The organism is Spiroplasma endosymbiont of Seladonia tumulorum (assembly GCF_964020235.1).
In the GTDB taxonomy this organism is placed as follows: domain Bacteria; phylum Bacillota_I; class Bacilli_A; order Mycoplasmatales; family Mycoplasmataceae; genus Spiroplasma.
The window spans coordinates 1,721,957-1,741,769 of sequence record NZ_OZ026545.1 but is presented as its reverse complement, the minus strand read 5'-3'; the positions used below and the strand labels follow the sequence as shown (position 1 = coordinate 1,741,769).

Here is a 19,813-nt window from a genome sequence, read left to right as displayed (position 1 = left end):
ATCAAAAAAAACAGGAAAATATTATTCTAAATTAATTCGTAATGTTAATATTTACTTAAATGAAAACCAAGAAAAAGTTTGAAATGAATTTAATGACTTTACTTATTCACAACGAATCGAATATCTTATTAATTTTTATATAAGTCACAACAAAAGTGATAAAGATAATAATTCTAACTAACTTAACCTTGTATATATAATGTAAGAAATTAATAGAAAGAGGGTTAATTGGAATGAAAAAATTATTAAGTATAATAGGAACAATTTTATTAGTAGCAACAAGTACAACAAGTTTAATTGCTTACAATCACTTTTTTCCATAATTGACCAGTTGCTAATGTATCTGCTCCTATTTGGTCTAAAATTTTAGTATATGCTTTTGTAAATTGAGCAAATGCTGGCATTGCAACATGTACCATTAAATCGTCTTTTTTAGTACCAAACATTAAAGCATTTACTTTTTGTACTAAATTAATTGAAATATCATTAATTTTATAAAATGTTTCTTGTGCTGTATCAGTATCTTTTGGAATAGGTAATTTAATAAATTGACCTGTTGCAATACATGAATCTACAACACCTTGTAAATAAATTGCATTTATATTTGAATATCAATTACGAGTAATTGTTCTCATTCACTCTCCAATTGTAGTAGTTCGTACTTCAACTGGTGATTCCATAAAACGAACAACATCAAATATAGGAACATCATATTTAAATGTTAACATTTGATCCATCATAACAGTTGCTCTTCGTACTGCTACGGATTGTTGTTCCATTCCAGAATCTTTATCATAATCATTACCCCAAACCATACGCTCTGGGAATACATATTGTCCTGCTTCAAAACCTTCTGCCATTGACACTTGTTGAGCAGTTAACATCATCATTTCAGTAGCATCAATATATTCACTATCTGCTTCTAAAATCTTTTTAATTTGTAAAACAGCAACATCTCCAATTGCTTTTTCTGTTGCAGTATTACCACCAACTTGAAAAACTGTTGGTAATGCAATACTTGATTTTCCACCTACTTTTGCCATATGTTATTATCCTCCTTATTATTGTCATGTTAAACTTTTAGCATAATCAATAATATCTTGGTCAGTTTTAGCACCATTTTTCTTAATTTCTTCTAAACAATTAGATTTAATTTCTTCACTTCTTTTTAGCATTTGGTCAATAACTGACCCACCATCAACAGTACCATTTACTGAATTAATATTATATTCTTCTGCTATTTTGTTTATTCTTTCTTGTTTAGATAAATCTTTATATTCATCATTATTAATTAACGAAGAAATAATCTTTTTATCTTTATCTGTAAAATTTTTTAAATATAATTCATTTTCTAATAAATCACTTTTATTTTTTAATTCTTGTAATTGAGTATTAACAATTTCAAAATCTGTTTTATCAACTACATCTTCACGATTTTTAATTGATTCACGAATTTGTTTAGCCTGAGCAGATAATAATTCATCAACTGCTTTCGCTTTTTCATCATCAATTTCTAAAATTTCTTTAATTTTTTCTAAATTTGCCATTATTTTTCGCTCCTTATTTGAGTGTAGGATTAACACTTTTAACAAATTATAGGTAGGACTCTTTTATAAAAGGAAGATTAACCTTATAAAAATATCATACCATAATTTAATTCTTTTTTACAATCATTGTGTTAATCATATCTTTATACTCTTTATTTTTTTGTTCCATATATAAAATAGTTTCATTCATTTTAATTTGAAACTCTTTAAAATGACTAATACATAATTGCACTGGTCAATCACCTTGCATTTTTCTTACTAAATCACCATTTTTATCTTTTTTAAATCTTGCTAATACCTTTCTTTTACAATTTGGCATTTTTTGGCCATTTTTTACTCTTTTTTGCATATTAAAATTGCTATTATTTAAACAATATGATTAAATAAAAGAGTAAAAAACTGTATTAATGTATAAAAGAACTCTCTAGAGTGCACCCATTTTAGTAAGTACTAATAAAAAAGTATTTACTATTTTTTTAATTATATCTTTTTCTTTACGATTTGAATATCATGTATTTCATTTTATAACATCTTGTATATATTCTTCATGTGAATTATATATTTTATTATGGATTGTAGCTTTCTTAAGTAATGAATGAAAACTTTCTATAACAATATTATCTGCACAGTGGTAATTTTTTCCCATTGAAATTGTAATACCGTTAGATAAACATTTATCGTGATAAATAGTGGATGTATATTGATATCCGTGATCTGAGTGAATTATTATTCCATTCAGATCTTTTTTTATTAATTTTATTTTATTAATTGCATCATTTAAATTATCCATTACTAATTTATTGTCATTATATTTAGATCACTTTACATCAACTATTTCTTTAGTATATCCATCAATAATTGTTGATTGATAATATCTTTCTCCTTTTCAAATTAAATATGTTACATCAGTATATAGTACTGAAAACCTTGTTTTTATATCATTGAATTTACGATTAATTAAATCAGGATATTGCAATAAGCTTTTTTCTTTATTCTGTTTATATTTCATTTTTCTTCTCATTTTTCTTACATATTCAGGTTGTATTTGATTATCACGCATAATTCTTAAAACTTTTTTTGAATTATATTTTATACCATAATCTTCCTTTAAATATTTAGTAATTCTTCGATAACCAAATTGTTTTAAATTTTCTTCATAGACTTTTACAATATCATTTATTGCCTTTTTTTCTTTTTTGCTACTGTCATAATTTTTATATTTATCTCAATAACTACGTTTTAACCCTGTTACTTCTAGTAATAATTTTATTGAATATTCACAAAAATTTTGTTTAATAAAAGAGACAATTCTTAGTTTGCTTAATTGTAAAAGTCATGGAGCTTTTTTAATAATTCATACCTTGTTTTATAATATTCTAAATTTCTTTTGCCAAAAGAAATTTTAGGTCCTTTAGGATTGTTTAATTTTCCTTTTTTATGATTTGCTCATCAAGATTCTACTGTATTTGCATTTATATTATATTGTTTTGCTACTATTCAACAACTTTTTTGTTTAATTTCCTCAATGATTTTTGTTCTAAATTCTGATGTATATTTGTTATATTTTTGTCCTTTTTTTGCCATATAAAAATGCACCCCCTATAAAAATTTAGCAAAATCTTTTTTTATTTTACTTACTTTTTGGGGTGCACTCTACTCACAAGTTCTTTTTTTATTATCTATATTTTACATAAAAAAAAAGACTTTTGCAAGTCTATATTTTTATAATTTTCTAAAACAGGTTAAAAGTAGGAAAATTCTGCCTTTTTAGATTTCCAATATTATCTTATCATCATTAAATTTAATGTCAATAATTTACTTTTTTTTATTGTATTATGTAAATATTTTAAGAAAGGGTAGGAAAAAATGAAAAAGTTTAAACATTTAAGTTTTATTGAAAGATGTAATTTAAAAGAAGCGTTAGAATCTGATATTTTTTTAAAAAAAATGGCACTCTTAATATATCAAAAATAGCAAGATATATGGGTCGTAGTAAAAGTACTATTAAATATCACTTAAAACATTATAAACATATTAAACGATATCATCCTATGCAAGAACATAAACGATATTTAGAAAATCGTAAAAATTGTAAAAAGAAAACTACTTTAACTTTTAAACAATGATTATGATTAAATGAAAAATTTAATAAATTTCATTATACACCTAAACAAATATGTAAATTATATGAAATTGAATTTAATGATAAATTCCCTATGTGTTTTAAAACACTTTATAAATATATTTATTTAGGTTTATTTGGTTTAAATAAACGTAATTTGTATTTTCATAGTAAAAAAAAGATACATAAAGGGAAAAAATATAAACGTGGTAATTTAAGCAATGATTTTAAAACTATTAAACAAACAAAACATGAAAAAGGTACTTTTGGTTGATTTCAAATGGATACTATTGTTGGTAAAGATAAGAAATCAGCATGTTTAACATTAACAGAAGAATTAACTAAATTTACCTTTTTAAAAAAATTAAAAAAAATTCAACAGAAGTATTAGAAACTTTAAAACAAATTTTTAAAAATAAACTTTTAAAAAAACATTTAAAGGGAATTATAACTAATCAAGGAAAAGAATTTTGAAATTGAAAAGATATTGAAAAACATCTTAAAACAAATGTATATTTTTGTGATAAAGGTAGTCCTACACAAAAACCAATTGTAGAAAGAATGAATAGAGATATAAGGCGAGAATTACCAAAAAGTACTGATTTTAGAATTATTAAACAAGATAAAATAGATTGAATAATTAATACAATTAATGATAAGATAAGACCTTGTTTAAATTAAGAAACACCAACACAGTTATTTAATAAATATATTAAATAAATTTATTAAATAAAAAAACTTAATAAATTATTTTTTAGTGTGCCCAAATATACTAATTTTAAATAAATTAAAAAAATAATTTAAAAATACTTGCAAACTTATTTTTAAGTGCTATTATTTTAATTAATAAGAGTAGGAAATAACTAATTGCATTTACACTATACATTTTATAAAACATTTTTTTAATAATTATTTTCTTGGCGAGTAAAATTAATTTTATTTTTTTTATTATAAGCGGTAAGTAAATCATCTTCAGTAAATTTTAACTGTTCAGCAATTATTAAATACTGATTTAAAACTTTAAAATAAACTTCTGATGTTTGATTTTTAATTAGTTCTGTAGCAACTGCAAAACAATCTAAATAAAGTTTTGTCAAATTAATATTTTCCTGACAATATTCATTATGGTATTGATATGTTTTAAAGTCAACGGTTAAACTATTACCAATACTAATTAAAAAATGAATTCCATCAATATATTCTTCTAATAAAATATCTTTTGCTGAAGCCGGTTTGACATTTCAATATTTAAAATCACGTTGTTCATTAATAAATTCTGCTAACTCAATTAAAAAAGCCAAAATTCGTTTCTCAAATGTTTCATTATCATTTAAGTTAAATTTTGTTAAAATATGCTTATCTAATTTTTTTTGGTTTTCTAACAAATAATTAAAAGTATTGTTACTTAACATTTTTGCTAATCTCCTTTGCAGTTCTCATTTGTCCTAAAATTTCTTTTGCATTAGGAACTTTATCATATTTCTTTACAATTTGCCCTGTTAACGAAGCAATTATTTGTTCTGAAGCAAATGGATCACGTGGGTCATAAATTCAAGCATTATTAAAAATTGTTTCTACATTTTCTGCACCCATTGTCCCAATAACAATAGCATGAAAGCGATTCCGACGCTGTTTTAATAAATTTATCTTTGTTATTAAATCAGGTGATAAATCAGAAGTTAAAAAATCACTAATTAATAACAAATCAGCATTAAAATATTCATTACTTTCCATTACTGTTAAAGTATGTTCTAATGCTGGCTCAACATCTGTATCCCCAGCAAAACTTTTTGACAAAAATTCAATTAATTTTGGTAGTGAATCTTTTAAAGAAGATAAATTATAAACATCTAAACTTTTAGAAAAATTAATCATGTAGCAAGGGCGATGCTCTGCTAAAGCAATTTTTGCAATTGCTAAAGCAAGAGCTTTGGCAATTTGTTCGGGACTACCTCGCATTGAAGAAGAGGTATCAATTGATAAAATGATTGGTCCTTTTTCTTCAGGAACATATGTTTCAATTGTTCGTAATTTAATTTGTTCTTTGGGAACTTTATCTTGTGATAAAAATTCAAATGTTGTTAATTTGCCCTCAATATATTTTTTATAAAAAATATATTTTAAAACTGGATCTTTTAATAAAACTAATTCGGCGGGAAACATATGTTCTAAATCTTTAGATTCAGTTGCTCCAATAATTTCTTCTGGTGAAGAACCAATTGATTTTCATTCATAATCCATTACAATTTCTTCTAAAATTCGTTGTTCAATTAAATTACTTTCACCTTGAAAACGCCCTAATAATGTTGCAATTTCCATAATTGCTGGATTAGTTTCCAAAAATTTTGCAAATTTATCAACGGCTGACATATTAACACCTTTTTTTAGTTCTACTGGATTTCATATTTTGCCAAAAAAATTTCATACTGTTTTTAATAAACTATTAGCTTTATTATAAATTTCCACTTTATTATATAAATCTTGCATAAACTTTGTTCTTAATTCTTCAATTTTTGCAAAACGATAATCATTAATTCTTTTAATTAAAATGGATTCTCAAATTCCAATAAAATCACGAAATAACATATTTGGATTATTGTTATGTTTTTTATTAAATTCATAACGATAATAATTTAGCCGATCATAAAATGGTGAATTAACTTTAAATAAAAAATTTTGTGTTGAAGCATAATTCTTTTTTAAACCATCATAACCATTAACTTTAATCCAATGAAATAAATAAATTTCTTTTTCGATATTTGAATCTAACTTAATTTTCATAATTTCATTTTCAATTTGACGATCATAAAAATTATTAACAGCTTGGTCAAACATTTCACTTAATCACCGGTTCGTTGTTTTCATCAGAGCAAACCTTGGATTAACTAAATCCGTATTTTTTAATGCTGTTAACTTACTAGCTAGTTGAACTCCCGCTTTTTGCTCTAAATATGGATTCACATTAAATCCTCCCTTGTTTTACTCATTTAATTTTTTGTTAATTGTTCAAAATTACTATTATTTATTTTTTGCTCTGAATTTGAAAATTGTTCTAATTCTAACCAATTTTCATTAAAATTTATTTTATTATCACTAAAGGCATTATTAACTGCCAACATAAAACGTTCTTTAAAAAAGAGGCAATTTAAAGATAATAATCGTTCTTTTTCATCCAGAAAAGCAGTTGTTAAACTATCAATTTCTCGTTCAACAGCTAAAATTCTTTTTTCAAGTTTTGAATTATTATCCACTTTTGAATTCTTAATTTCAATTTTAATTTCTTCATTTGTTTTAATAATTTTAAAAGTACTATCATTAACATAACTAATCTCTGTTTGCAAAACATCTGCCATATTATCTAAATCTTCACCATAATATAATTCAATTAATATGGGTTGTGTCTTATTATGGCGAGCATCAATAAAATCTTCAACACGAATAAAACAAATTGGATACTGTTGATTTTTTCAAAAAATTCGATGAAATGTTCCTTGTAATTTTCCATCAAAAACATCCAAATATTCACTTTTGCGACTATTAACTTCTTGGATATCTTCATACTGAGCTGATAATTCTTCTAATTCTTTGCTTAAACGATTCTTTTTTTCACGAACATCATACGTTAAAGCATCTAAATAAAATTCATTAAAAATAGCATTATATGTTTTTTCTTGTTGTTCATCATCTCAAATACAATATGGAATGACTAACCAATCAGCTTTATCAACTGTATCACGACCATTATAAAATGCTGAAGCTTTCATTAAATGAGCAATCTTCTTTCAACGACGATCTGAAATATAATATTCACCTTCAGTCGCAATATACATTGCTTTTCGAAATCGAGAAATAAAATCAAAAGTTACTGGTGTTATTTTAATCTTATTAATTTCTTTTCGTCATGTATCATATTCTTCATGTGTAATTTGTAAAGCTTCATCAACTTTTGCATCCAATTCAGTTACTCCAGCAATCATATCATTAAAGTTTTCTTCGTCTTTTAACCCTTGTGCAATATAACGAATAATAAAACGGTCATATAAAGCTTCAAGACCTTGTCCTTCTGCTGGCAACTCATTTGACGCTGAAATTAATAATTTCATTGGCACTTTTATATCTACTCCAGCATTACGAAAAATCTTTTCATTAATAATTGTTAATAAAGTATTTTGAATTGATGGTCCTGCTTTTCAAATTTCATCTAAAAATACAATTTCAGCCGTTGGTAAATATTTATCAATTAAGCGCTTATACACTCCTTTTTGTAAATCCTCAATTGAAATTGGTCCAAAAATTTCTTCTGGTGTTGAAAAACGATTCATTAAATATTCAAAAATAGTACCATTTTTAAAAGCATGCTTTAAACGACGTGAAACTAACGATTTAGCAATTCCGGGTTTTCCTAAAAGAAAAATTGATTCACCACTTAGCATGGCTAACATTGCTAAATTAAAAATTTCTTCTTTTTCATAAACATTTTGTTGTAATTGTTTGGTTAATTCTTCTAATCTTTCTGTAAGTGTCATCATTTTCTTTTTTTCTCCTAAACTTCTAAATTAATTCTTCGTTTAACATCATCTGATTTAACAATTAAGAGGCATGCTCCAACAATTCAAATAGAAGTAATTATTAGAACCAAAACAATAAAAACTAATAATCAAATATTAATTGGTTCAGTGGGATTTCCTTTAATACTTCCTAGAATCAATAAAATTGCACATAAAATTTCAACAAATAAAAAATATAAAATTGCTAACATAATATAAGAAATACCTCATCCAAAAATAGCACCCGCAGTTCGGACCATTGTCATCGGAATAAAATATAATAAACTAAATAATAAACTAAGAAATAAGAACCCATAACTTAAAAGGTCTTTAACATAAATCTCAGCAAAAACTTTAATATTTGGATCAAGATAATTACTTAAAGCAACTAAAATTGCCTTTTGACCAATAAAATAAGCTAAAACAATTGCTACTAACTGTCCAAAAACAATAAAACTTCGCCCTACTCGTTCAAGTGGACTATCCCAAAACATTCGTCGTTGTGAAAAATCATTGTGCTGAGTTGGTGACAAATAACTAAAACGTTTCTGCTCCTGTTTAGATAATTCTTTAACTTCCTCCTCATATTTTCGGCGTTCTTCTTCAGTATCAAGCAACTCTAAATCTGGAAATTTACTTCCATATGTTGGCTTATTTTTAAACATTTTGTTCCCCCTTTGGTATTTAATTCTATTTTAATTTGTGTAAACATTTTAACATTTTCCCTAAATTTAGGCAATTAAATTATTTTTTTCCTATTTTTAAACAATCAAAATATTTGATATTGTTCCCTCAAAATATTTTGCTCCAAAACTTGTTACTTTAATATAATATCAATAATTACCTTCTTCTAAAAAGACATCATTAGCATCTAATTCACGATTATCTTTAGTCAAAATAATAACATTAAAATATTCACGGAAATTTACAATGTTATAACCATCTTTATTAACTACTTGTTGTAATTGTGCAAAAATACTGTTTATTGTTTTACCAATTGAATCATTTACTTTTTGAAAGCCTAGTTTAAGTGCACTATTATATTTTCTAATATTAACTGAATTTACAATTAAATCAACAACTGCTGTTCCAGTAACAACATTATCATTTCCCACAGCAGTAATGGTAATTGCTTTATTCCCAGTTGGTAATTTTTCAACATTATTTTCTAAAATTCCACTAATCCTAAAATCACTATCTGTTAAATTTAAACCATATCTTGCAGCTTGACTTAAAATACTAGTTTTAATTTGTCGATAAGCTTGTTGCTGTGTCCATGAACTATCTGCAAACAATGATGGTACTGTAAGATGTTCAATTGGCGCTGCTTTTACATAAATTGAATTAGTTGTGAATGTTCCTTGATAATTTAGTGATCCTTTTGTTGCTGTCACACTAGCATTATAGGTTCCAACTCGTAAATTATTGTTATTATTCCGTCCAACATTAACTTGATTTAACTTAATTGCAAACGAATTTCGATTTGAAAATTCAACGGGATAATTATTATCTTTATTTCCTGCTCCCAATGGATTATTATTTTCTCATATATTAGCAACACCAATTATTTCCTCACGATAATCATTTTCTAAACTTGTTATTTTATCAAGGGTTGTATAATTTTCAAAAAAATTAAAATCACTTTGTAAAACACTGAGATTATTTTTTTCAACACCACGTCAATCTTTAACTACTTTAGATGCAGCATCATATTGATAAGATAAATTATAGGTGTTACTGTTAGTACCATCATAAGAAAAACGTACTGTAATATCAATTTTTGGTAAAGTTAACAATTTATCTTGATATACTTTATTATCATTCCCACGCAAAGTTCCATTAATAGGTGACTGTTTTACAAAAACGGTTCCTTCAATTGTAGAAACATTATTTGTAACACCAACAGTAATCTCTTTTACAATATTATCAATTTTAATATAGGGATTATTTAATTGCTTTAATAAATAATCTTTTAAATTAGTTTTAATAATTCCACTTTGATTTGTTAAACGACGATCAATTTCTACTGCAGAATCATCATATTGAACTTTTTCAATAACATCTTTAACATTTGCCGATAAATCAAATGCTTGGAAATTAATTGAAGTATTTGTATAACGTTGTTGATCATAGTAAATTTTAGTTGGACTTCGATAAATATTATTTCCTAAATTGTTATTAATATTTAAAAATTTAATTTTAACTTCATTATAAAAAATTTGATGTTCTGAGCCTCAAACATACTGGCTATTATCATTAGTAACATAATTAAAGTTATCAGTAATATTATCGGAATCAATCCCCATTTCCTTAATAAATCCTCGATAAGAGTTTACTCGTTGGTCAATCATTCCATCATCAAGAAAAGTATCTTCACTGTTTCGATCATATAAATCATAACTATTTTTAACATTTTCAAATGTTGGCATTGTAACTCCAATTTTAGTAAAAATATTAGCAATTGCTGAATAATTTTTATTATGATAATTAAAAAGATTAGCACCAAATTGGTGCAATGAACTAAATTTTTTAGAATCGTACTTAATATTTAATGTTAAGTCACTTCCCGACGGTGTTTTAACAATTGGTGCAAAAGGAACACCATCTTTGTTTGCAATTTCTTCATTAATAAGAATACTATTATCTGGTTTTGCAATTGGATAATATTCACTTAAAAGACTATTTAAAATTACTTCATTGTCGCTATCTAATTTAATATGATATTTCTGAACTAAATTAATAATTTTTTGGTTGCTAATTAAATTTAAAAGCTGACTTAATGTTAAAGCAACTGGATAAGCACCCTCTGTTGTATCATATGTATAATCAAATGTTTTCTTTAAATCAATATAATAACCAGCAAAATCAGTTGCAATTAATTGCAAAGCAAAACGAACTTTATATGTAAAGAGTCCTTGTTGATAATCCACTGGGACAATTGTTACTAAACCATATTTATCATCACCATCATTATATGGATAAGATAAAATTTTTGGTCGCAAAACTAAATTCAAAAGATTATTTTGATAAATTACTTTGGTTCCTGATAAACTAGCCCCTGTTCCTTTTAGCATTGTTTCAACAATACTTAAATTATCTTCAATTCAATTATTTTTTGCAAAAATATCTTGAATAATTTGAATATTAGTTAGATTAGCATAAATATCAATTCCATCTTTTTCACCAGCATTAAACCAAACATAACTAGTTAAATGATCTGGTTTTGCAACCCCATTAGAATCAACTAATGCTTTTGACAATTGTGAATTAACCTTTTTTGTAATTTTATCATCTAACAAAATAGCATTTGCTCACGGATTTTTATCATGATAAAAAGAAGCAGCAATAATTGAGTAAATAACTCCACCTAACCCAGCAGTAATTGTTATTATTGCAATAATAACAAAAAGATTTAAATTTGCTTTCCGAGAAATTTTTCGACGAACTGGTTGAGTTGTTAATTTCACCACATTATTATTGTTATCTTCTTTATTCATTAATACAGTCTCCTCTAATATTTATTATATTATTCTTGCTTAGATGATTTTAAAACTTCTTGTTCTTTCTCTTCTAAAACAGGTTTTTGTACATAAATATTTTTCTTTTTTTCCTTTAAATAATTTAAACTATACTTTTCTTTATTATACTTAATTGTTTTTAATTCAACAAGGCGCTGACGTCGTAATTCTAAAGTTGCTAATTTTGTTTCTACTTGTTTCATTTGTTCTTCATCTGCTAAATACTCAAATTTTTTTCGTAAAATTCATTGTTTTTTTACTTCACGTCATAATAAAAAATATGATAAAAAAATTACTAAAAAACAAATAATAAGCAAAGTAAAACCCACAATAAAATAATTATTCATAGTGTTAAATATATTCATAAAAATTACTGCTAAGATAAAACATGTTGTATAATATATTATTGCAAAAATACTTGAAATAATAATTCAACTTTTAAAACTAGCTGCTTTTTTTAATTTTATATATGGCAAACCAATAAAACAAAAGAAAAAACAAGCACAAATTAGACCAACAATACCAGCAATAATATAATGTAATTCATAAGTTCGATGGGAAATAACACCTGTTAAATTTTTAATATTATTATAAGCCATTGCACAACCAGCACTAATAAAATAATCCATAAAAGTTCCTAAAATTGAAAAACTAATAACTAATAAACGTGCTGCAACTTCAATTCGTGTATTTCATTGGAGTGCTAATTCATCTCGTTTTGAACTAATTTTTGTTAACATAATAGTTTTTCTCCTTACTCTCTTAGTGCTCTAATTTGGTTTGATATTTTATTTTCTAATTTGATTTGATATTTTTTACGATCACTTTTTAAAAATAAGCACCCCAATATAAAACAACAAAAAGCAACAATCACAATTGAAGGTAACACAAATGGGTTAATATTTAATCCAGCAACTGAATTTTTAGCATAAATAAATTGTAAAATAGCTAATCCAAGAATTGAAGAACAGTTAATATTACCAACAATACTAACAATAATTATTCAAATATTAACAGTTTTTAATGTTTTAGTAATTAAAATTGGAATTGTTATAAAAAAGAATGTTGTAACCCATAAAATAGCTAATAAAATAATTATTCCAATTACAATTGGTTGACCAATTGCTACAATTTGATCAGTAAATGGAGTTTTAAATTTGGATAATAAAGAAATAATAAATTGTGCTCCTACCTGCCCTAACGTTGGAATATATATTAGAGCAACTACAATTAACAATAATTGTGAAAAGACAATTAAAGTTCTCGCTATTGTTTCACTTTTAGTAGAAAAATAATACTTACTTGCTTCAATGTTGTATTGATAAGGTAACGGACGAATTTGTTGTTTTCGATTTAATTCATATTTCCCTAATGATTTTACGGTGTGATCAATAACAGTTTTATCTAAATTTTTTAAAACTGGCAAAGGATTATCAACAACAAACTGTATTTTTTTTACTACTTTTGCTGATTGTTCTTGATTTATTGTTTTACTATTTTCTGTTTTTTTCATTAAAGCACCTTCCTATTCAATTATGTTTAATTTAGAACTAAAATCTAAACTTTCAGCAACAGCAAGGTTAATTCGTTTCTGCTGGCGAATTGCTGAGAATCATAATAAAAAACTGCCTCAAAATAACATTAACATACAAAGTCCAGCCATAATTACCCCTGGTAAATTTAGCCGAACAGGAATATAAAGATATGCAATAATGCTTAATCCTAACATTAGTAAAACAAAGATGCATCCGACTGTATTAAAAATAATTCCAGTTACCTTTAAAAGTTTAATATTACGAACAATTAATGTTGGAACTACAAATATTAAAGAAAAGATAATCCCAAACAGAGCAATAACAATGGTAAGACCACGAAAAACACCATCAGCTAAACCAAAATTATTAAAAACGGCAGGAATTGGTAATTTACTAGTTGCAATCATTGCTAAAGAAGCTGATACAATAATAATTACTCCTAGCATAACCGCTTGTCCAATTAAAATCATAATTCTAGCAGTAACTTCCATTGGTGTAGTAAAATACATTCTTGTTAACCGAACATCATTTTTTTGAAAATCTTGTGTTGCTTTCTTCATCAATAATCACCTAATTTAATAATTTCTCCCTTGTTTACAATGATTATAGCATAGAGTGCACCCAAAAAAGTAAGTAAAATAAAAAAAGATTTTGCTAAATTTTTATAGGGGGTGCATTTTTATATGGCAAAAAAAAGGACAAAAATATAACAAATATACATCAGAATTTAGAACAAAAATCATTGAGAAAATTAAACAAAAAAGTTGTTGAATAGTAGCAAAACAATATAATATAAATGCAAATACAGTAGAATCTTGATGAGCAAATCATAAAAAAGGAAAATTAAACAATCCTAAAGGACCTAAAATTTCTTTTGCCAAAAGAAATTTAGAATATTATAAAACAAGGTATGAATTATTAAAAAAGCTCCATGACTTTTACAATTAAGCAAACTAAGAATTGTCTCTTTTATTAAACAAAATTTTTGTGAATATTCAATAAAATTATTACTAGAAGTAACAGGGTTAAAACGTAGTTATTGAGATAAATATAAAAATTATGACAGTAGCAAAAAAGATAAAAAAGCAATAAATGATATTGTAAAAGTCTATGAAGAAAATTTAAAACAATTTGGTTATCGAAGAATTACTAAATATTTAAAGGAAGATTATGGTATAAAATATAATTCAAAAAAAGTTTTAAGAATTATGCGTGATAATCAAATACAATCTGAATATGTAAGAAAAATGAGAAGAAAAATGAAATATAAACAGAATAAAGAAAAAAGCTTATTGCAATATCCTGATTTAATTAATCGTAAATTCAATGATATAAAAACAAGGTTTTCAGTACTATATACTGATGTAACATATTTAATTTGAAAAGGAGAAAGATATTATCAATCAACAATTATTGATGGATATACTAAAGAAATAGTTGATGTAAAGTGATCTAAATATAATGACAATAAATTAGTAATGGATAATTTAAATGATGCAATTAATAAAATAAAATTAATAAAAAAAGATCTGAATGGAATAATAATTCACTCAGATCACGGATATCAATATACATCCACTATTTATCACGATAAATGTTTATCTAACGGTATTACAATTTCAATGGGAAAAAATTACCACTGTGCAGATAATATTGTTATAGAAAGTTTTCATTCATTACTTAAGAAAGCTACAATCCATAATAAAATATATAATTCACATGAAGAATATATACAAGATGTTATAAAATGAAATACATGATATTCAAATCGTAAAGAAAAAGATATAATTAAAAAAAGTAAATACTTTTTATTAGTACTTACTAAAATGGGTGCACTCTAATATTAAATATAATGAAGGTATAGGAAAAGATAAAAAAGTATTTAATACTGATGACAGTCTTTTAAACTATACTGAAGTAAAGTTTAAAGATGGAACAGTTGAATTAGATACAATTTTAACTTTTGCTCGTAAATTAGACCCCGTAGAAAGTGATTTTAATCCCAATCTTTGGGCGGCTGATATTGAGCAAGCAATGGATACTGAAGTTGCTTATAAACGCAATAAAATTTTAGAAATTATTAATAAAGGAACTGTTACAACTATTCAAGGACAAAAATCAGATGATACAAATGCTTTACAAATCCACGATGAAATTATGGATAAAATATATGAAAATGGCTTTACCCCATCAGAAACAGTTGTCTTGGGTTCGGCTGATTTTATTCGTGGAATTCGTAATAAATTACAGTTACAACTTGGCGCAAATGACCAAATAAATAGCGTAATTGAAACAAGTGGAGCAATGAAAACTGTTGAAGGAACAACATATTATATGGTTCCTAAAAAATTACCAATTATTAATAAAGATGGTTCAGAAGGAACAATTGAATTATTACCAAACGGAGTTAATGCAATTGCCTTTAAATTTAGTAAAAAATATGATCCTCTTATTTTACGCAAAAAAGACCATACTCCGCTAAGGGTTGGTGCTGCTGCGTTAGGTACTGGAATGGGTAATACTTTAATTATGGAAAGAGTTTTATATTTAGGTGGAGCAGTAGTTGAACCTAAAGGAATTATTAAACATATTGTTACAAAAATTGATATTAGTAAAATTAATAAATTAGATAAACCAACTATTCATGTTGTAAATCCAACACAAACAACAGCAGAACAGTTAAAACCACAATTTAAAGATGTTGTTTTAAAAGCAGTTAAAGCCGTAAATAGTTCTTTAACTGAAAGTGATTTTGATTACTTTATTGAAAGTAAAGGTGAAGATTGACCAATTAATATTACAAATGATAAAACTGTTTCTGTTCAAATTGAAGGTAAAAACAACGCTACTGGTCAAACATCTCCGATTGATGTTAAAATTAAAAATTCTTAATAGTACTAAAAAATAGTACTTTTTCGTTTGATAGATATGCCAATTAGAACATCTAAAACAGCTCTTATTTATGCTGTTAAAAAAATCCAACTAGATTGTCAATCCAACAACAAGAAAAAATTTTGGTTTACAGTTATTAGAATTTTTAGGAATTCAAGTTTTAGCTCTTGGTTTATCAGTTTTAACTGGTGGTATTGCTTCGGCTGTTGGTCTTGGTACGGGATTATCTAATTTTGCCGCAGCATTTATCTCGTTTGGAGTAGAAACAGCAACCGATTTTGCCGTAAATCAAATATATGATAAATTAACATCAGAAGTAACAGCAAAAAGTACCGCCTTAAATTTGTTACCAGCAATTGGCGGTGTTGGTAAATTAACGCGTGCTGCTCGAACAACTAGAATTTTAAAATTAGCAAAAGAAACAAAATTAAACAAACTTGTTTTTTTAAATCCCCAACCAATAAACCACTCACTGTTCATATAGAATTTAAACGGTTCAGGAGCCAAAACAAACTGTTCTGCTTTGATTAAAGTTGTCATAACGACAATAGGGACATATTTAGGATTTTTATAATATATTGTTAAAGCAACTTCGCCCGCAACTGATAATGGAACAATTTTTACTGCTAAAAAAACATCAGAACCATAAGCAAAGGGTAATAATTGGCTTTTTTTAATAGCTTTAGTTTCAAATTTAGAGAATATTTTTTTAGTTTTATCAGTAATTTTATTAATTACTTTTTGTTTAATTGTAATTATTTGTTTTTCAATTGGGGCTAATAATTTTTTAGTTACTTTTTGAATATAAAAATTTGGGTTTAAATGATTTAAAATTTTATTTAATTTAATTGGTGTTTGGTGAAAAATATTTAATAATTTATTATTATATATTTTACTGCTCCGCATTAAATTAGCATTTAATAGTAGATTTTTACCAACACCTTTTTTATGAAGATTAGTCATAATGTTATATCACTCATTAGTATTAATTTTGCTTATTTTATCAATATTTAATCCATATTCATATAACAATTTATTAGCATTTTTTTCATTTACGCGCGGTATTTTTTGAACTAATGTAGGGCTTATTTTTTGAATATTTTTCTCAATTTTTAATAAATTATTAATTGTTTCTAAATTAGAAACTTTAAAACCTTTATAAAAATCATTTCGGGCCAATTTACCAAATGTATATAATAAAGTTTCATTATTAGCCTGCTTTTTAAAATCAAATATTAATTTATCAGATAAAATCTTTTTGCCTGTAACTTGTTTTACAACATCTTCTAAATTATTAGCAGTTATTACACCTAATTTTTCAAGTAATTTAGTTTCTTTTGCTAATTTTAAAATTCTAGTTGTTCGAGCAGCACGCGTTAATTTACCAACACCGCCAATTGCTGGTAACAAATTTAAGGCGGTACTTTTTGCTGTTACTTCTGATGTTAATTTATCATATATTTGATTTACGGCAAAATCGGTTGCTGTTTCTACTCCAAACGAGATAAATGCTGCGGCAAAATTAGATAATCCCGTACCAAGACCAACAGCCGAAGCAATACCACCAGTTAAAACTGATAAACCAAGAGCTAAAACTTGAATTCCTAAAAATTCTAATAACTGTAAACCAAAATTTTTTCTTGTTGTTGGATTGACAATCTAGTTGGATTTTTTTAACAGCATAAATAAGAGCTGTTTTAGATGTTCTAATTGGCATATCTATCAAACGAAAAAGTACTATTTTTTAGTACTATTAAGAATTTTTAATTTTAACATCAATCGGAGATGTTTGACCAGTAGCGTTGTTTTTACCTTCAATTTGAACAGAAACAGTTTTATCATTTGTAATATTAATTGGTCAATCTTCACCTTTACTTCAATAAAGTAATCAAAATCACTTTCAGTTAAAGAACTATTTACGGCTTTAACTGCTTTTAAAACAACATCTTTAAATTGTGGTTTTAACTGTTCTGCTGTTGTTTGTGTTGGATTTACAACATGAATAGTTGGTTTATCTAATTTATTAATTTTACTAATATCAATTTTTGTAACAATATGTTTAATAATTCCTTTAGGTTCAACTACTGCTCCACCTAAATATAAAACTCTTTCCATAATTAAAGTATTACCCATTCCAGTACCTAACGCAGCAGCACCAACCCTTAGCGGAGTATGGTCTTTTTTGCGTAAAATAAGAGGATCATATTTTTTACTAAATTTAAAGGCAATTGCATTAACTCCGTTTGGTAATAATTCAATTGTTCCTTCTGAACCATCTTTATTAATAATTGGTAATTTTTTAGGAACCATATAATATGTTGTTCCTTCAACAGTTTTCATTGCTCCACTTGTTTCAATTACGCTATTTATTTGGTCATTTGCGCCAAGTTGTAACTGTAATTTATTACGAATTCCACGAATAAAATCAGCCGAACCCAAGACAACTGTTTCTGATGGGGTAAAGCCATTTTCATATATTTTATCCATAATTTCATCGTGGATTTGTAAAGCATTTGTATCATCTGATTTTTGTCCTTGAATAGTTGTAACAGTTCCTTTATTAATAATTTCTAAAATTTTATTGCGTTTATAAGCAACTTCAGTATCCATTGCTTGCTCAATATCAGCCGCCCAAAGATTGGGATTAAAATCACTTTCTACGGAGTCTAATTTACGAGCAAAAGTTAAAATTGTATCTAATTCAACTGTTCCATCTTCAAACTTTACTTCAGTATAGTTTAAAAGACTGTCATCAGTATTAAATACTTTTTTATCTTTTCCTATACCTTCATTATATTTAATATTAGAGTGCACCCATTTTAGTAAGTACTAATAAAAAGTATTTACTTTTTTTTAATTATATCTTTTTCTTTACGATTTGAATATCATGTATTTCATTTTATAACATCTTGTATATATTCTTCATGTGAATTATATATTTTATTATGGATTGTAGCTTTCTTAAGTAATGAATGAAAACTTTCTATAACAATATTATCTGCACAGTGGTAATTTTTTCCCATTGAAATTGTAATACCGTTAGATAAACATTTATCGTGATAAATAGTGGATGTATATTGATATCCGTGATCTGAGTGAATTATTATTCCATTCAGATCTTTTTTTATTAATTTTATTTTATTAATTGCATCATTTAAATTATCCATTACTAATTTATTGTCATTATATTTAGATCACTTTACATCAACTATTTCTTTAGTATATCCATCAATAATTGTTGATTGATAATATCTTTCTCCTTTTCAAATTAAATATGTTACATCAGTATATAGTACTGAAAACCTTGTTTTTATATCATTGAATTTACGATTAATTAAATCAGGATATTGCAATAAGCTTTTTTCTTTATTCTGTTTATATTTCATTTTTCTTCTCATTTTTCTTACATATTCAGATTGTATTTGATTATCACGCATAATTCTTAAAACTTTTTTTGAATTATATTTTATACCATAATCTTCCTTTAAATATTTAGTAATTCTTCGATAACCAAATTGTTTTAAATTTTCTTCATAGACTTTTACAATATCATTTATTGCTTTTTTATCTTTTTTGCTACTGTCATAATTTTTATATTTATCTCAATAACTACGTTTTAACCCTGTTACTTCTAGTAATAATTTTATTGAAT

20 protein-coding genes and 1 pseudogene are annotated in these 19,813 nt (G+C 25.6%); 5 read left to right on the top strand and 16 right to left on the bottom strand.

The window, feature by feature from the left end; all coding sequences use genetic code 4:
- Positions 1-233 precede the first annotated feature (233 nt).
- Complete coding sequence (locus AACL22_RS11035; protein ID WP_338992153.1) at positions 234-323, top strand: lipoprotein; 90 nt, start codon at positions 234-236, stop codon at positions 321-323.
- Here the strand turns inward: AACL22_RS11035 and AACL22_RS11030 are convergent.
- From AACL22_RS11030 to AACL22_RS11010, 5 genes are all read right to left on the bottom strand, one after another.
- Entirely contained in the window at positions 294-1,043 is a 750-nt protein-coding gene (locus tag AACL22_RS11030; protein ID WP_338992152.1) for a hypothetical protein, read from the bottom strand. The genes AACL22_RS11035 and AACL22_RS11030 overlap by 30 nt on opposite strands.
- Positions 1,044-1,061: 18 nt before the next feature.
- Positions 1,062-1,547, bottom strand: coding sequence for a hypothetical protein (locus AACL22_RS11025; protein ID WP_338992150.1), 486 nt, complete (start codon positions 1,545-1,547; stop codon positions 1,062-1,064).
- Between the two features lie 106 nt (positions 1,548-1,653).
- Positions 1,654-1,896: a hypothetical protein gene (locus tag AACL22_RS11020; protein ID WP_338992148.1), complete on the bottom strand. Its 243-nt coding sequence runs from the start codon at positions 1,894-1,896 to the stop codon at positions 1,654-1,656.
- Positions 1,897-1,971: 75 nt separating this feature from the next.
- Entirely contained in the window at positions 1,972-2,727 is a 756-nt protein-coding gene (locus tag AACL22_RS11015) for an IS3 family transposase (RefSeq protein WP_338993080.1), read from the bottom strand.
- A 140-nt stretch (positions 2,728-2,867) separates the two neighbouring features.
- The gene (locus AACL22_RS11010; protein ID WP_338988671.1) at positions 2,868-3,131 is read right to left on the bottom strand and encodes a hypothetical protein; all 264 of its coding nucleotides are present in this window, start codon (positions 3,129-3,131) and stop codon (positions 2,868-2,870) included.
- A gap of 282 nt (positions 3,132-3,413) precedes the next feature.
- Between AACL22_RS11010 and AACL22_RS13930 the strand changes: the two are divergent.
- A pseudogene (locus tag AACL22_RS13930) lies at positions 3,414-4,402 on the top strand (IS30 family transposase).
- Between the two features lie 169 nt (positions 4,403-4,571).
- Here AACL22_RS13930 and AACL22_RS11000 read toward each other — a convergent pair.
- The 8 genes from AACL22_RS11000 to AACL22_RS10965 all read right to left on the bottom strand — a co-directional run bounded on the left by AACL22_RS11000 (position 4,572) and on the right by AACL22_RS10965 (position 13,829).
- Positions 4,572-5,081 carry a dUTP diphosphatase gene (locus tag AACL22_RS11000; RefSeq protein WP_338992144.1) on the bottom strand — a complete coding sequence of 170 codons (510 nt, stop codon included), beginning with the start codon at positions 5,079-5,081 and terminating at the stop codon, positions 4,572-4,574.
- Positions 5,071-6,630 carry a VWA domain-containing protein gene (locus AACL22_RS10995; RefSeq protein ID WP_338992142.1) on the bottom strand — a complete coding sequence of 520 codons (1,560 nt, stop codon included), beginning with the start codon at positions 6,628-6,630 and terminating at the stop codon, positions 5,071-5,073. Before AACL22_RS10995 ends, AACL22_RS11000 begins: the two co-directional genes overlap by 11 nt.
- Before the next feature lie 26 nt (positions 6,631-6,656).
- The gene (locus AACL22_RS10990; RefSeq protein WP_338992141.1) at positions 6,657-8,198 is read right to left on the bottom strand and encodes an AAA family ATPase; all 1,542 of its coding nucleotides are present in this window, start codon (positions 8,196-8,198) and stop codon (positions 6,657-6,659) included.
- 14 nt (positions 8,199-8,212) lie between these two features.
- Positions 8,213-8,881 carry a hypothetical protein gene (locus AACL22_RS10985; RefSeq protein WP_338992139.1) on the bottom strand — a complete coding sequence of 223 codons (669 nt, stop codon included), beginning with the start codon at positions 8,879-8,881 and terminating at the stop codon, positions 8,213-8,215.
- A 96-nt stretch (positions 8,882-8,977) separates the two neighbouring features.
- The gene (locus tag AACL22_RS10980; protein WP_338992137.1) at positions 8,978-11,713 is read right to left on the bottom strand and encodes a hypothetical protein; all 2,736 of its coding nucleotides are present in this window, start codon (positions 11,711-11,713) and stop codon (positions 8,978-8,980) included.
- Positions 11,714-11,742: 29 nt separating this feature from the next.
- Positions 11,743-12,474 (bottom strand): hypothetical protein, encoded by a 732-nt coding sequence (locus AACL22_RS10975; protein WP_338992135.1) that lies wholly within the window; start codon positions 12,472-12,474, stop codon positions 11,743-11,745.
- 14 nt (positions 12,475-12,488) lie between these two features.
- Positions 12,489-13,247 carry a hypothetical protein gene (locus tag AACL22_RS10970; protein ID WP_338992132.1) on the bottom strand — a complete coding sequence of 253 codons (759 nt, stop codon included), beginning with the start codon at positions 13,245-13,247 and terminating at the stop codon, positions 12,489-12,491.
- Between the two features lie 12 nt (positions 13,248-13,259).
- Positions 13,260-13,829, bottom strand: coding sequence for a hypothetical protein (locus AACL22_RS10965; protein ID WP_338992131.1), 570 nt, complete (start codon positions 13,827-13,829; stop codon positions 13,260-13,262).
- Positions 13,830-13,920: 91 nt separating this feature from the next.
- On the opposite strand from AACL22_RS10965, the gene AACL22_RS10960 reads away from it, so the two are divergent.
- From AACL22_RS10960 to AACL22_RS10950, 3 genes are read left to right on the top strand one after another with little or no spacing between them, the layout of a single operon-like run.
- Positions 13,921-14,217, top strand: a complete 297-nt coding sequence (locus AACL22_RS10960) for a hypothetical protein (protein ID WP_338992129.1) — start codon at positions 13,921-13,923, stop codon at positions 14,215-14,217.
- Positions 14,184-15,110: an IS3 family transposase gene (locus AACL22_RS10955; RefSeq protein WP_338992965.1), complete on the top strand. Its 927-nt coding sequence runs from the start codon at positions 14,184-14,186 to the stop codon at positions 15,108-15,110. The genes AACL22_RS10960 and AACL22_RS10955 overlap by 34 nt, the downstream gene beginning before the upstream one ends.
- The gene (locus AACL22_RS10950; RefSeq protein WP_338992126.1) at positions 15,100-16,161 is read left to right on the top strand and encodes a hypothetical protein; all 1,062 of its coding nucleotides are present in this window, start codon (positions 15,100-15,102) and stop codon (positions 16,159-16,161) included. The genes AACL22_RS10955 and AACL22_RS10950 overlap by 11 nt, the downstream gene beginning before the upstream one ends.
- A gap of 90 nt (positions 16,162-16,251) precedes the next feature.
- Here AACL22_RS10950 and AACL22_RS10945 read toward each other — a convergent pair whose 3' ends face one another.
- The 3 genes from AACL22_RS10945 to AACL22_RS10935 form a co-directional block, all read right to left on the bottom strand.
- A complete protein-coding gene (locus AACL22_RS10945; protein ID WP_338992124.1) occupies positions 16,252-17,571 on the bottom strand; it encodes a hypothetical protein in 1,320 nt (439 codons plus the stop codon).
- A gap of 327 nt (positions 17,572-17,898) precedes the next feature.
- Positions 17,899-18,975: a hypothetical protein gene (locus AACL22_RS10940; protein WP_338992123.1), complete on the bottom strand. Its 1,077-nt coding sequence runs from the start codon at positions 18,973-18,975 to the stop codon at positions 17,899-17,901.
- 29 nt (positions 18,976-19,004) lie between these two features.
- Complete coding sequence (locus AACL22_RS10935; protein ID WP_338992935.1) at positions 19,005-19,718, bottom strand: IS3 family transposase; 714 nt, start codon at positions 19,716-19,718, stop codon at positions 19,005-19,007.
- Positions 19,719-19,813 lie beyond the last annotated feature (95 nt).